Consider the following 14,124-nt stretch of genomic DNA (forward strand, 5'->3'; position numbering starts at 1 on the left):
TTACCTCTTTTCTTCTTTCCGCTCTTCAAGATAAGCACAGGCCATCGAGAGAGCCGTATCCGTCGTCTGACGTTTGACCTCTGTGCGCGTGCCGCGGAAATGATTTTCCTTGACTATCGTACCCCAGGGACCTGAAACGGCGATGAAAACGAGTCCGACCGGTTTTTCCTTCGTGCCGCCGCCCGGACCGGCAATGCCCGTAATGCCAATCCCAATGTCCGTTTTTATCGCACGGCGAATGCCCTCTGCCATCTCACGCGCCGTTTCCTCTGAGACTGCTCCATGAGCCAGCAGCGTCTCATGACGAACACCGACCAAAGCTTCTTTGATGCAGTTCGTATAGGAAACAACCGAGCCCATAACATAAGCTGAGCTGCCCGCAATATCCGTCAGACGGCTCGTCAGAAGCCCCCCTGTACAGGATTCTGCACAGGAAATCGTCAAATTCTGCGCACTAAGAAGCCTGCCTATCTTTTCTTCCAGAAGTTCTGACATGATTCAATCCTTCTTTCCGTCAATGCGCTCACCGAGGACATCGTAAGTAAAGCCCTGTACAACGCGCACGCGCACGATATCCCCGGGTTTGCTGTCGGGGTCATTTTCCACGTAGAACTGGCCATCGACTTCCGGTGCTTCGCGGTAGGAACGTCCCACCGCAATATTCGGCTGCTCTTCATCGCGTCCCTCGATGAGCACGTCGAGTTCCTTGCCTTCAAGAGACTGATTGATCTGCTCGGAAATCTTGCACTGCAGGCTCATGAGATCATGATAGCGCTCCTGCATGATTTCTTCCGGCACCTGATTCGGCATATCATAAGCCGGCGTGCCTTCTTCGCGCGAATACGTGAATACACCGACTTTATCAAGGCGCATTTCTTCGAGGAAATTGCGCAGCGTCTGATACTGGGCATCCGTTTCGCCGGGGAAGCCGACAATGAAGGTTGAACGAATGGTCACACCGGGGATGCGTTCGCGCAGCTTGTGGATGAGCGTGCGCATTTCTTCCTGGGTATCCGGACGGCGCATGCTGCGCAGTACGGCATCATGGGCATGCTGCAGCGGCAGGTCTACATATTTGCAGATTTTCGGCTCGCTGGCAATCGTCTCAATGAGTTCGTCGCTGAAATACTTCGGATAGCTGTACAGCGTGCGGACCCATTTGAGTTTTGGCACCTTGACGATTTCGCGCAGGAGCTCCGCAAGTTTTGGTGTTCCGTAAAGGTCGCGGCCGTATTCCGTCGAATCCTGTGCAATCAGCACAACTTCGCGCACGCCGTTTTCCGTCAGATGGCGGATTTCATCGCAGATATCCTCAATGCGGCGGCTGCGGTAATCACCGCGGATGTACGGGATGGCACAGAATGCACAGCGGTTGTTGCAGCCTTCGGCAATCTTGACATAAGCCGTATATGCTGGCGTTGTCGTGATGCGCGGCGTATGCTCATCATAAAGGGCTTCATCCTTGCCTGCGATGACCACGCGATGCCCCTTCAGCGTCTCTTCCACGGCCTCCATGATGCGGCTCCAGGCCCCCGTGCCGATGATGGCATCGGCCTCGGGAATCTCATCTAAGAGCTCCTGCTTGTAGCGCTGGCCAAGGCAGCCTGCGACAATCAGGCTGCGGCAGCGGCCGCTCTCCTTGTATTCGGCCATATTGAGAATGGTCGTAATGGATTCTTCCTTCGCCGACTGAATAAAAGCGCAGGTGTTGACAATGAGGATATCGGCCTCGGCCGGATTGGCCGTGAGCTCGATGCCATGCTCCTTGAGAATGCCGAGCATGACCTCGGTATCGACTAGATTCTTGGAACAGCCAAGACTGATAAAACCAGCTTTCACGGAAATACCTCCTATAATACTATGATACGCTTATCCTGTACGATTCATGTAAATGAGGATGCCTGACAGCATCCTCTGCAATTCATTTCAAATTTCAAGCTCACGCATCATTTAAACCGGACTTCTCTGGCCCATTTATCGAGTAAATCATGCCGCTGCTGCTCAGAAAACTGCGGCAGCTGTGTGAAAAGGACCAGATTTTTGCCAGCAAATGATTTATACGCCAATGTCCCCGGATTGGTCGGCACGAAAAAATAATTATGGCTCTGCAGGGCCAGCTGTGCTTCGTCCGAAAGCAGCCAGTCGGCAAAATTCTTTGCCATGGCCTTCTCGCGCTCCCCATCATTCTGCAAAATGGCCGTGCCCGTAATCCAGGCAGTCGTGCCATCCGTCGGATAGATGATCTGCAGTGGATAGCCGTCATGGATATAGCGGAGCGTCTCACTCTCCACAGCAATCGAGATATCGACTTCTCCCATACCGGCCTGACGCACGGGATTGGAAAGATACCGCGCATACTGCACGACGTGCGGATGAATCTTCTCAAAGATATCCATCGTTTTTTCTTCACCGAATTCCGCTGTCATCGCATAAAACAGATTTGCAGAAGCATCCGCTGCCATGAAATCCGTAATGCCGATACGCGCATCCTGCTCAGAAAGTGCCTGCCATGTATCCGGAATATCCGCGCGCAAAGTTTTCAAATAATCGCGGTTGATGCAAAAGACGACTGGATCATACCATACGCCCATCCAATAGCCATCCTGCTGACGAAAAGCCTCAGGAACCATATCGCCGCGTTCAGAGACATAAGGTTCGAGACAGCCGCTCTGCGAGGCTTTTCCCAAAGTCTGCCAGTCTGCCAGCACCATCGCAGCCTTGGCCTGATGCGCATTTTCAGCCTGTGCCTGCATACGTTCCAGGGCTTCAGCAGAGGAAAGCGGTACAAAATTGACACGCACGCCGGAATTCTCTTCATAGGCATCAGACAAGATTTCAGCTTCTTCTGTCGGCAGGGTCGTCAGGACAGTGAGCTCCGGTGTTTTTGTCCGATGGTCAATATGGCCGGAACCAGCAAGGTAGGCAGAACCGGCAATGACGATGGCCAGCAGCAGGAACGCCGTCAAAAGAAGTGTTGTATAACGTCTCATGAAAGTCCCTCCGAAGGCACGGACAAAAACCGCGCCGCACCATAAGTCAGAACGCCTGTCATTCTGTTTCTTCAGGCTTCTGCAGCGCGGCCTGCCCCTCATCGTTCAAAAGATAGGTCCAGCCGTCCGCTTCCCGAATACGCCCTTCCTTCATCAAATGGCCGAGGGCCCGCTTGAAAGCAGCCTTGCTGATCTGGAATTTGTCGCGGATGACCTCAGGCGATGTTTCATCGCTGTACGGCATGCGTCCCTTGCGGCTTTCCAGGAGGGCCAGAATGCGTTCCGAATCCGTCAAAAGGGCTTTTTCTTTGGCTTCGCGCAGAGAAGCATTGAGCCTGCCGTCCGGACGCACGAATGTCACGCGGGCTGTCACAACCTGACCGACACGCGGGCGCTCGTTATCCTTCATCTCTTTATTCGCGATAAAGACGATGTAACGTTCATTGGAAAACAAAAAGGCACCGGCATCCGTATAGTTATAAATTGCGCCCGTGACCATCTGCCCGACCTTGACATGGGTCGCAGGTTTTGAGGCACGGCGCATTTCGTCCTCTACTTCCATGGTCACGGCCAGACGTCCCGATTTATCGGTGTAAAGCTTGGCCCAGACGACCTCGCCGACCTGCGGACGGCCGCGCATGCCGGCATACGGCATGAAAATACCGCGCTCCGCACCGACATCGAGGAAGGCGCCGTCGCGGCTGACATTGATGACGCGCAGACGGGCAATCTGTCCTTCCTTCATCTTTGGCACGCGCATGCTGGCAGTCAGGCGGCGCTTCGGGTCCAGGTAAAGAAAAACATCGACAAAATCGCCAACTGCCACCGGATGCGTCTGCTGCGTTTTGTGCAGCAGAATATCATCTGACGTATTACCTGTCTGGGCATCGAGGAAGGCGCCCATTTCATTGACACGCGCGACCTGCAGTCTTGCTACCGTGCTCGGGCCAAATTTTCTTTTCTGGCGTGCGGCGGGCTGCTGCCCATCTGCCGCCTGCACCGGCTTAGACATTTCCGTCTTATCGTTCATAGCTTTGCTCCCCATCTGACTCATTCTTCGTAAGCCGTGAGTTTCGCGTCGCCCCAGAGCTGCTCGAGTGCATAATATTCGCGCGCTTCCTGACGGAAGATGTGCGCAACCACATCGCCGAAATCCAGGAGCACCCATTCGCCTTCGCGGTATCCTTCCTTATGATTGAAGGCCACGCCCTCTTTCGCGAGCTCTTCTTCAATATTATCCGCAATGGCACGCACCTGCGTAGCCGTGTTGGCGGAGCAAATGACAAAATAATCTGCCGAGATCATGAGTCCCTGCATATCCATCGTCACAATGTCGCGTGCCTTTTTATCGCTGGCTGCCTTGCAGATTGCTTTGCACATTTCCTGTTCTGTCATATTTTTACCTCCTGTCCCCAACCCCTATCAAAATGCAGCACTGCACCGAGCGGTCAGGTTCTGATCTTATGATTTCTTTTATAGTTCCATTCATTCTACTGCCCATTCCCTGAAGGATCCGCTTCCGGGAAAAGTTCCTTCATCTGATGACGGATGCCATTGTAGTCCGGCATCCAAATGGTATCATCCCCCAAAGTAGGCGCTCCCTGAAGGATTACGCCCTCCGGCTGGTCGCTCGAAAGATGGCGCAGTACATTGGCAAGATGTGCTGAATCAAAGATTTCTGCACTGGTCTTGACATGCTTGCGGAAAATCTCGGCAATGACCGGCAGTTTGGGCACCGTCTCCAGCCGCAGCACCTGCTGATAAAGGGCCTTGACAAAACGCTGCTGCCTCTGTTCACGGCCGACATCCCCAAGTTCCGGACTGCGGTAGCGAAGATACTGCTGAGCCTGATTGCCATCAAGATGCTGATATCCCTTTTTCAGATGAATATTGAGATTGGCTTCAGGGTCTTCATAATCCATATCGCTTTCCACATAGATATCAATACCGCCCAACGCATCGATGAGTTCGGAAAAGGCCTTGAGATCCAAAGCCACATACTGGTGAATCGGGATGTCGAGGAGCTGATTGACTTCGCGGACCATTAACGGCGCACCGCCTGTCGTGTAGACCGAACTCATGCGCATGAATTTCGTAGTTCCCGGCGGATTGACCCAGGTATCTCCCGGAATCGTGATGAACCGCACTTTGCCGGACTGATTATCCAGGCTCAGCACTAAGATCGTATCGGCCTTAGCCCCCTCTGTATTCGTCTGGTCAGCCCCGTCGTCAAGCCCCATGACGAGGATATTCGTATAGCCATCAAAGCTTGGATTGACATCCCCCTGCCAGGACGCGCGGCGTTCTGTATATCCCGTATACATTTCATGGTATTCCTGCGTGACATACTCCACGCCTCGAATCAGCGCATACACGCCGCCCGCCGCCAGCAGCAAAAACACCGTACAAATGATCAGAGCCAGCATGCGCCGCAGGAAACGGCGCCGCCGCATCCGCGCCAAGGCCTTTTTTTTCTGTTCAATGTGACGGCGCGTCACATTGTCTTCCTGCCTTCTTGCCATCAGTCTTCCTTCTTACCCTTTTCAGCCTTCATGCTCTTCAGCAGAATCTCATTGCGGGCCAGCACAGTTGCAGGATGAATGAGATGTCCCTTTTGGACAACAAAAATAATCGAATGGCTGAGTCCGGCCAGCATCATTTCATCGAGGGATGCTTTTTTTGCCAGTTCACGAAGCTCTCCGACTCCCGGAAAATCACGGCCCGGCTCAATCATATCTGCATACCAAATGATTTTATCGAGTTTCGTCATCGCAGGACCGCCGACTGTATGACGGGCAATCGCCTGCGAAACGGCAGCGTCTTCAACACCGTAAATCTCTTTCACACGTTCGGCTCCAATGTTGGCATGCAGCAAAAGAGGCATCGACCGCTCTACTTCGCCAATCGCAATGCCACGTTTTTCCGCTTCCTGAATCATATCCTCATTGCGGAATTCACGTGCGCAGTCGTGCAAAAGACCGGCAACACGGGCTTTTTCCTCATCGACACCAAAGCGTCCGGCCAAAAAGACTGCCGTTTCCTCGACACCAAGCGAATGGCGGAAGCGGCTTGGCTTAAGCCGGTCTTTCAGCTCTTTCTTCATTTGTTCCAAGCTCATTGCAAAACTCATCGATACAGCCCTTCTTTTCTGATATATTCTTCTACAGGTTTCGGCACCATATAGCGGATGGAATGCCCGTCCCGTATCCGTTCGCGAATGTTCGTAGATGAAATCTCAAGTTCCGGCGTCGTCAATTGATGGATATGCTCATCACAGAGCGGACCAAAGAAAGCGCGCAAACGTTTTAAATCAAGTTCCGTTCCCTGACGAGTTGCAGCGATGAAATGACAGCTGCTTAAAAGTTTTTGAGGCTCATGCCAGGCTGGCAAATCATTGATGGCATCCGCTCCCGTAATGAAATAGAGCTCTGCTGCTTCGCCAAATCTTTGATGCAGTTCTTGTATCGTATCCGCAGTATACGATACACCCTCGCGGCGCATTTCGATATCCGAAGCCTCAAAATACGGATTATCCGCCACAGCCAAACGCGTCATTTGCAGGCGATGCTCAGCTGTGGCTACCTTCTTGTCGAGTTTGAAGGGAGAGCGGGCAGCCGGAATAAACATGATTTTGTCGAGTGCATAAGCATCCCGGACAAATTCTGCTGTCAGCAGATGGCCGTTATGGATGGGATCAAACGTCCCGCCCATAATACCAAAACGGCAGACTGACATATTCCTCACTCCCCTAAAGTCAGTTTCAAGAAAAAGACTGCTCCCATGCTGCTCACTGCCATATAAAGCAGGGCTCTGCCGTAATCCCGCGCATCAAAAGCCCCTTTGGGCGTCGCCAGATACGCGCGCATGGTCTGCCAGTATCCCCTTATCATTCTCATTCGCGAATCTGTCCTTCGCCGTAAATCAAATATTTCGTACTCGTCAGAGCCATGAGTCCCATCGGTCCGCGCGCATGGAGTTTCTGCGTGCTGATGCCGATTTCTGCACCAAAGCCGAATTCAAAACCATCCGTAAAACGCGTGGAAGCATTGATATAGACAGCCGCTGCATCGACTTCACGCTGGAAACGGTGTGCATTGATGATATCCTTTGTGACAATCGCTTCCGAATGCCCCGTATTGTAGCGGTTGATATGGGCAATGGCCATATCGAGGTCATCGACCACGCGCACCGAAAGGATCAGGTCGCCGTATTCCGTGGACCAGTCTTCTTCCGTCGCTTCTTCCATCTCAGGGCAGATGGCACGCGCCCTCTCGCAGCCGCGCAGTACGACATGCTTTGCCGTCATGGCCTGCATAAGTTTTGGCAGGAACTCCGCGGCAATATCCTGATGGACGAGCAGGGTCTCCATGGCATTGCAGACCGAGCAGCGGCTGGCCTTGGCATTGACGGCAATCGAAATGGCCATATCCTGATTGGCCGAGGCATCGACAAAGGTATGGCAGACACCGGTGCCCGTTTCAATGACCGGTACCGAGGAATTTTCTGTAACGTGCTTGATAAGACCTGCACCGCCGCGCGGGATAATGACATCGAGGCAGCCGCGCAGATGCATCATGGCATCGACGGCCTCGCGGTCCGTGAAGTCCACAAACTGAATCGCGCCCTCCGGAATACCGGCCTTATAGGCAGCCTTGGCCAAAAGAGAGCTGATGGCCGTATTCGAGCGGATCGCCTCAGAACCGCCACGCAGAATGACGGCATTGCCTGCCTTGAGACAGAGGGCAGCGGCATCGGCCGTGACGTTTGGACGCGCTTCATAAATAATGCCAATGACGCCGAGCGGCACACGCACGCGGCGAATCTCAAGTCCATTGGGGCGTACGGTCGAATAATCCCCCGTTGCCACAGGGTCCGGCAGGGCTGCCGTCTGGCGCAGCCCCTCCGCCATACCTGCAATGCGGCCTTCATCGAGCATCAGGCGGTCAAGGTATGACCGTTTGACTTTTTTCTGGCGGGCATCCTCAAGGTCCAGCGCATTGGCCTGCAAAATGACCTCACTGCGTTTTTCAAGGGCATCCGCCATTGCCAAGAGCGCTTTATTCTTGACATCCGTCGAAAGCAGGGCAAGTTTTGCCGCTGCTTTTTTCGCAGCCTCTGCCTTCTTTTTCATCTCTGCCTGAATATCCATCATTATATTCTCCCCTCAGACCATCAGGACCATATTGTCCCGATGAATGACCTCGTCATAGGCAGCACCTGCAACGAGTTTGGCAAAATCTTCCGTCCTGTGGCCGATAAGCCGCTGAAGATCCTGCGAATCGTAATTGACAATGCCGCGCGCAATCTCACGATTGTCTTCCGCGAGCACGCGCACCGTACTGCCGGCCTTGAATTCACCGTCGAGTTCCAAAATGCCGGCAGCCAGCAGGCTTGAACCGCTTTCGAGCGCTTTGACACACCCCGCATCGACGACCAGTTCTCCCTGCAGCCTTTTGCCAAAGGCCAGCCAGCTCTTGCGCACGCGCAAATGCGATTCGCGCGCAGGGAAAACCGTGCCGACTTTTTCACCATTTAAGATGCGGCGCAGAAGCCCTTCCTGACTGCCTGACGCAATGACCATGTTGACACCGGCGCTCATGGCAATCTGTGCAGCCTGCAGCTTCGTAGCCATGCCGCCCGTACCGAGCGAGGAACCGGCGCCGCCGGCCATCTCGATGACGTCAGGTGTGATTTCCGGAATTTCGTCAATCAATTTGGCTTCCGGATGCGTCGCCGGATTGGCCGTGTAGAGGCCATCGATATCCGACAGAATGATCAGGGCATCGGCATCGACAAGCGTCGCGACCATGGCTGAAAGATTGTCATTGTCGCCAATCTTAATTTCATCCACGGCTACCGCATCGTTCTCATTGATAACAGGGACGGCCCCCATCGCGAGCAGGGCAAGCAGGGCATCGCGCGAATGGCTGTACTGATTATGACGTACTGCATTTTCCTTCGTCAGCAGGACCTGCCCAATGGTCTTGCCGTACTCTGCAAAGAATTTTTCGTAGATATGCATGAGCACGCCCTGACCAATCGCCGCCACAGCCTGTTTCTCCGGTATGGAATCCGGCTTTTTCGCAAGGCCCAGCTTGCCAAGCCCTGCTGCAATCGCACCGGAGGAAACCAAAATGATTTCGCGGCCCCCGTTGATGAGATCGGCAAGCTCGCGCAGCAGATGGTCAATGCGGTAGAGGTTCAACTTGCCCGTATCATGTGCCAGCGTGCTCGTCCCGACTTTTACGACAATGCGTCTGGCCTCTTTGAGTCTTTGACGTGCATTCATACTCTCTCCCCTTTACGGCAGTTCGATTTTCGGCTTCTCGAAATTGCGCTTGAAAAGCAGGCCGTTGCGGCCGATGACCTGCACGAGATTGGCATCGGAGCGCTCGGCGACCATGGCAATGGCATCGGCCGGCAGTTCCATGCAGTTCTGCAGCACGCGGATTTTGATGAGCTCGCGCTTCTTGATGGCCTCACGCGCAGCCTGCACAACCGTTGGCGTCACGCCTTCCTTGCCAATCTGTACGACGGGCTCGAGTTTCATGCCCATGGAGCGCAGGAAGCTCTTCTGTTTTCCTGTTAACGAATTGCGGATCAATTGCTATTCCTCCGTTGCTTTCTAAATATATAAACATAAAAGTATGATTTTACATCATTAAAATGCATTTTACCGCTTGAACTTACTCACGGTACTCAAATTCCATCTCGCCGATGCGGACGGTCTGGCCTTCCTTGATGCCGCGTTCCCTGAGCTTTTCATCAATGCCCTTGATGCGCCAGATGTACTGGAAGCGGCGTACGGCCTCATCATTGTTGAAATTCGTCATGATGACGAGTTTTTCAATGGCCTTGCCATGCACGATGAAGTCGCCGGCATCGTTGCGCGTAATCGTGACCTTTTCCGGGTCCTCGGCCGTTTCATCATAGACCTTGACTTCTTCTTCCTGCTCTGGTTCTTCCACATAATTGTCGAGCCATTCGCCAATATAAGAAATCAATTCCTTGACGCCCTCATGCGTTGCTGCTGAGATCGCAAAGAATTTCAGGCCTTCCTTTTCGGCCAGAGCCTTGAGGCGCGGCAGATTTTCCTGTGCCTGCGGCAGGTCGATCTTATTGGCGACAAGAATCTGCGTGCGGCGCGCGATTTTCTCGCTGTACTTCTTGAGCTCTGCATTGATCTTGTAGAAATCATCGACGGGGTCGCGCCCCTCGATGCCGGAAGCATCGACGATATGCAGAATGAGCTTCGTGCGTTCAACATGGCGCAGGAAGTCATGTCCGAGGCCGACACCGTCAGCTGCCCCTTCAATGAGGCCTGGGATATCCGCCATGACAAAGCTCTTCTCGTAATCCGTCTTGACCACGCCGAGGACCGGTGTAATCGTCGTGAAATGATATTCCGCAATCTCCGGACGCGCCGCACTGACACTCGCGACAAGACTCGACTTGCCGACTGACGGATAGCCGACCAGGCCAACATCGGCGAGCAGCTTGAGCTCGAGGATCAGATTGCGCGCCTCGCCCGGTTCGCCGAATTCGGCAAACGTCGGGGCACGGTTCGCGGCATTGGCGAATTTCGCGTTGCCGCGGCCGCCGCGGCCGCCCTTGCAGATCACAGCCTCCTGACCTATTTCCGTGAGGTCGGCAAGCACTTCGCCCGTATCCTCGTCCTTGACAATCGTGCCAGCCGGCACTTTGACGTAGCAGGCCGGCGCATTCTTGCCGTACTGGTTCTTGATATCGCCGTTCTCGCCGTTCTCCGCCTTGAATTTGCGATGATAGCGGAAGTCGAGCAATGTATTCATATTCTGGTCAACGACAAAAATAATATCGCCGCCGCGGCCGCCATCGCCGCCGGACGGACCGCCCTTCGGGATGAATTTTTCACGGCGGAACGCCGATTTGCCATGGCCGCCGTCACCGGCTTTGACAATGACGCGTGTTCTGTCAATAAACTGCATGATAGCCTCCTTTTTCCTTCTGGATTCTTTTCTTATTTCAACGGACCTGCGCTGCATTCCTGTTATGATGCATAAAAAGCCGGCATTGTGATACCCAATACCGGCTTTCTACCCATCACAACGCAACTTAACGCCGTTTTCTTCCATATAATACAAATAATACCTGCACCTTCCTGAGGAATGCGCAGGTATCTTTTCATTACATAGCTTCTTCAGCCGTGTAAACACTGATCTGACGGTTATAGCGGCCTTTGCGCTCGATAGCGACTTTGCCGGCAACCTTTGCGAACAGCGTATCATCCTTGCCGATACCAACATTGTGGCCCGGATGGAAATGCGTGCCGCGCTGACGAACGAGGATGCTGCCAGCCGTTACGATCGTGCCAGCATGCTCCTTGACGCCAAGGCGCTTGGATTCACTGTCGCGGCCGTTACGCGTGGAGCTGACGCCCTTCTTATGTGCGAAACGCTGAAGTTCAAACTTAAACATGGAATTCACCTCCACTATTTCAGAATACGTACAGCCTTGGGATATGCCTCCGCAATGGCGGAGAGTCCCAATAGCATAGTCTGCAGAATCGATTCTGTCTGTTCGTCCGGACTGCCCTTGAGTTCCATTTTGAGCTTCCCGCTCGCTGCGTCATACCTGACCTCGCGATGCAGATACTCGGTTATTCCAAGAAATGCAGTATCTGTGAGGGACGAAACACCAGCACAGACGATATCCTCGCCCGCATTTGCCGTGCCGCTGTGGCCGGAAACATCGAACCCGGATATCCTGCCGTCTGGCTGATAAAAGATCTTGACCTTAATCATCGGAGATTAAGCTTCGATCTTTTCGATGACAACCTTCGTGAACGGCTGACGATGACCCTGACGTTTGCGATAATTGGATTTAGCCTTGTACTTGAAAACAAGGATCTTCTTATCTTTGCCCTGAGCCTCGACTTTGCCCGTTACCTTGGCACCCTCGACGACCGGCGTACCGATCTTGACATCAGCATCGTTGACAACCGTCAGGACCTGATCGAATACAACTGCTTCGCCCTCGCCTGCGGCCAGTTTCTCGACCGTGATGACATCGCCTTCAGCGACTTTATACTGCTTGCCGCCAGTTTTGATAATTGCGTACATGAAAACACCTCCCTGAAAGATTACTCGCCAGCTACGGTACGATTGCTCGTTTCTCTTGAACCTCACTGTGCGGTTGGGGAAAGACGCACCTTAGGCGTCTACAATATGAAATATTATCATAGGGGCCTGTGCTTGTCAAGAAAAAAGATACCAGTTCCCTAGGATAAATCTTATAAAATCTTACGACCTCATGACGAGGTTGATGACAAAGGCAATGGATACGAGCCACATAATCCAGCTGACTTCCTTATATTTGCCGACAGCCGTTTTCATGAAGACATAGCTGACAAAGCCAAAAGCAAAACCGTTGGCGATGGAGCCCGTCAGCGGCATCATGATGATGGTCAGGAAGGCCGGCAGGCCATCGGAGAAGTCAACAAAGTTGATCTTGCCGACTTCACTCATCATCAGTGCACCGACAAGAATCAGCGGCGGTGCTGTCGCAAAGCCCGGCACGAGACCGACGAGCGGTGCAAAGAGCAGCGCAATAAGGAAGCAGATAGAAACCGTCACAGCCGTGAGGCCCGTTTTGCCGCCGGCTGCGATGCCTGCGGCGCTCTCGATATAGCTCGTGACCGTCGACGTACCAAAAATTGAAGAGCAGATGGTGCCGACAGCATCCGTCGTCAGGGCGCGGTCGAGGTTCTCAATCTCACCATTCGGTTTGACCAGCTTAGCCTTAGACGTCAGGCCGATGAGCGTGCCCATGTTATCGAAGAGCTCGACAACGGTGAACGTAAAGATAATGGAGACAATACCATAATTCCAGGCACCGACGATATCGAGTTTGCCAAACGTCTCGCCCATATGCGGCAGTGTCGTGCTGATGATATCACCGACACCGTGCGGAGCCGGAGAATAACCAAGTACCATCGACAGGACCGTCGTTGCCACGATGCCGATGAGGATGGAGCCCTGTACCTTGCGTGCCATCAGCGCGCCCGTGAGTACGAGACCAAAAAGCGACAGAAGTGTCGTTGGCTGCGTGACATGGCCGAGACCAATAAACGTTGCCTTATCCGGAATGATGAGGCCTGTGCCCTTCAGACCGATGAAGGCAATGAAGAGACCGATACCGACGCCAATGGCCACGCGCAGATTCTGCGGAACAGCGTTGATGATGGCCTGGCGCACATGGCTGACCGTCAAAATCAGGAAGAGAACGCCCGAGAAGAACACGGCACCAAGAGCCACGGTCCAATGAAGACCAAGCGTACCGCAAACGTAATAGGCAAAGAATGCATTGAGCCCCATGCCCGGTGCCAGAGCTACCGGATAGTTGGCAAACACACCCATGACCATCGTCGAAAGCGCTGCAATCCAGATGGTCGAAGCAATCGCTGCTTCCTTCGGGATACCAGCTTCCGACAGGATATTCGGATTGACAAAAATGATATAAGCAAGTGCGATAAATGTCGTCAGACCAGCAAGGATTTCCGTCTTGACCGTTGTATTCTTCTCGCTGAGCTTGAAGAAGCGCTCAAGGAAGCCCTGTTTCGCTTGTGCCTGCATAAATGAATACCTCCCTTTTTCTACGAAACTACCACAAAAAAATCTTTCCATCGCCATTATGACGATGGAATACGGTACAAGGATAACAAAAAAAAGGACATATGTCAATTTTTATTCTTTTAACGGCACGAAACAAAGACACTAAAAAAGCTCTGACCTAAGTCAGAGCTTTCAATTCGAAGTGGCGGAGTGGAGAGGATTCGAACCTCCGCACCAGTTACCCAGCCTAACGATTTAGCAAACCGTCCTCTTCAGCCTCTTGAGTACCACTCCATAAATGGCAGGGGCAGTAAGAATCGAACTCACAACCTACGGTTTTGGAGACCGTTGCTCTACCAATTGAGCTATACCCCTATAAAAAAATGGGGCGACTTGTGGGGATCGAACCCACGCATGCTGGAGCCACAATCCAGTGTGTTAACCGCTTCACCAAAGCCGCCATAAAACCGGCAATTTCCTATCCTCCCAGCCCGTCTCCAGACAAGTACTTTCGGCCTCTGAATGCTTAACTACTGTGTTCG

General features: G+C 53.1%; 16 protein-coding genes and 3 tRNA genes. All 19 read right to left on the reverse strand.

Translation table 11 applies throughout. The features are described 5' to 3' along the window. The 19 genes from ACE419_RS10640 to ACE419_RS10730 all read right to left on the reverse strand — a co-directional run bounded on the left by ACE419_RS10640 (window position 1) and on the right by ACE419_RS10730 (window position 14,042). On the reverse strand, window positions 1–495 hold the full coding sequence (locus ACE419_RS10640; RefSeq protein ID WP_435721993.1) for a CinA family protein: 495 nt from the start codon (window positions 493–495) through the stop codon (window positions 1–3). Between the two features lie 3 nt (window positions 496–498). After that, entirely contained in the window at window positions 499–1,839 is a 1,341-nt protein-coding gene (rimO, locus tag ACE419_RS10645; RefSeq protein WP_435721994.1) for a 30S ribosomal protein S12 methylthiotransferase RimO, read from the reverse strand. Window positions 1,840–1,946: 107 nt separating this feature from the next. Continuing rightward, on the reverse strand, window positions 1,947–2,990 hold the full coding sequence (locus tag ACE419_RS10650; protein WP_435721995.1) for an ABC transporter substrate-binding protein: 1,044 nt from the start codon (window positions 2,988–2,990) through the stop codon (window positions 1,947–1,949). A 58-nt stretch (window positions 2,991–3,048) separates the two neighbouring features. Continuing rightward, on the reverse strand, window positions 3,049–4,002 hold the full coding sequence (locus ACE419_RS10655; RefSeq protein ID WP_432647206.1) for a CvfB family protein: 954 nt from the start codon (window positions 4,000–4,002) through the stop codon (window positions 3,049–3,051). A 38-nt stretch (window positions 4,003–4,040) separates the two neighbouring features. Further along, a complete protein-coding gene (gene rsfS, locus ACE419_RS10660) occupies window positions 4,041–4,385 on the reverse strand; it encodes a ribosome silencing factor (protein WP_432647196.1) in 345 nt (114 codons plus the stop codon). 95 nt (window positions 4,386–4,480) lie between these two features. After that, window positions 4,481–5,512, reverse strand: coding sequence for an LCP family protein (locus ACE419_RS10665; protein WP_432647197.1), 1,032 nt, complete (start codon window positions 5,510–5,512; stop codon window positions 4,481–4,483). Then, entirely contained in the window at window positions 5,512–6,120 is a 609-nt protein-coding gene (gene yqeK / locus ACE419_RS10670; RefSeq protein ID WP_432647198.1) for a bis(5'-nucleosyl)-tetraphosphatase (symmetrical) YqeK, read from the reverse strand. Before yqeK ends, ACE419_RS10665 begins: the two co-directional genes overlap by 1 nt. After that, complete coding sequence (gene nadD / locus ACE419_RS10675) at window positions 6,117–6,725, reverse strand: nicotinate-nucleotide adenylyltransferase (protein WP_432647199.1); 609 nt, start codon at window positions 6,723–6,725, stop codon at window positions 6,117–6,119. The genes yqeK and nadD overlap by 4 nt, the downstream gene beginning before the upstream one ends. Before the next feature lie 157 nt (window positions 6,726–6,882). Further along, window positions 6,883–8,139: a glutamate-5-semialdehyde dehydrogenase gene (locus tag ACE419_RS10680; protein WP_435722000.1), complete on the reverse strand. Its 1,257-nt coding sequence runs from the start codon at window positions 8,137–8,139 to the stop codon at window positions 6,883–6,885. Window positions 8,140–8,154: 15 nt separating this feature from the next. After that, entirely contained in the window at window positions 8,155–9,279 is a 1,125-nt protein-coding gene (gene proB / locus ACE419_RS10685; protein ID WP_435721996.1) for a glutamate 5-kinase, read from the reverse strand. Between the two features lie 12 nt (window positions 9,280–9,291). Next, window positions 9,292–9,594, reverse strand: a complete 303-nt coding sequence (yhbY, locus tag ACE419_RS10690; protein ID WP_432647202.1) for a ribosome assembly RNA-binding protein YhbY — start codon at window positions 9,592–9,594, stop codon at window positions 9,292–9,294. Between the two features lie 82 nt (window positions 9,595–9,676). Further along, window positions 9,677–10,957 (reverse strand): GTPase ObgE, encoded by a 1,281-nt coding sequence (gene obgE, locus ACE419_RS10695; protein WP_432647203.1) that lies wholly within the window; start codon window positions 10,955–10,957, stop codon window positions 9,677–9,679. 199 nt (window positions 10,958–11,156) lie between these two features. Continuing rightward, complete coding sequence (gene rpmA, locus ACE419_RS10700) at window positions 11,157–11,447, reverse strand: 50S ribosomal protein L27 (RefSeq protein ID WP_036375921.1); 291 nt, start codon at window positions 11,445–11,447, stop codon at window positions 11,157–11,159. A 14-nt stretch (window positions 11,448–11,461) separates the two neighbouring features. After that, on the reverse strand, window positions 11,462–11,773 hold the full coding sequence (locus ACE419_RS10705; RefSeq protein ID WP_435721997.1) for a ribosomal-processing cysteine protease Prp: 312 nt from the start codon (window positions 11,771–11,773) through the stop codon (window positions 11,462–11,464). A 6-nt stretch (window positions 11,774–11,779) separates the two neighbouring features. Beyond that, a complete protein-coding gene (rplU, locus tag ACE419_RS10710) occupies window positions 11,780–12,091 on the reverse strand; it encodes a 50S ribosomal protein L21 (protein WP_005842586.1) in 312 nt (103 codons plus the stop codon). A gap of 180 nt (window positions 12,092–12,271) precedes the next feature. Continuing rightward, window positions 12,272–13,603 carry an NCS2 family permease gene (locus ACE419_RS10715; RefSeq protein ID WP_295634002.1) on the reverse strand — a complete coding sequence of 444 codons (1,332 nt, stop codon included), beginning with the start codon at window positions 13,601–13,603 and terminating at the stop codon, window positions 12,272–12,274. Between the two features lie 182 nt (window positions 13,604–13,785). Then, window positions 13,786–13,876 (reverse strand) — tRNA-Ser (locus ACE419_RS10720). 5 nt (window positions 13,877–13,881) lie between these two features. Continuing rightward, window positions 13,882–13,957, reverse strand: a tRNA-Trp gene (locus ACE419_RS10725). Window positions 13,958–13,966: 9 nt separating this feature from the next. Beyond that, window positions 13,967–14,042, reverse strand: a tRNA-His gene (locus ACE419_RS10730). Between the last annotated feature and the right edge of the window lie 82 nt (window positions 14,043–14,124).

It is taken from the genome of Mitsuokella apri, from assembly GCF_047974105.1.
Classification (GTDB): domain Bacteria; phylum Bacillota; class Negativicutes; order Selenomonadales; family Selenomonadaceae; genus Mitsuokella.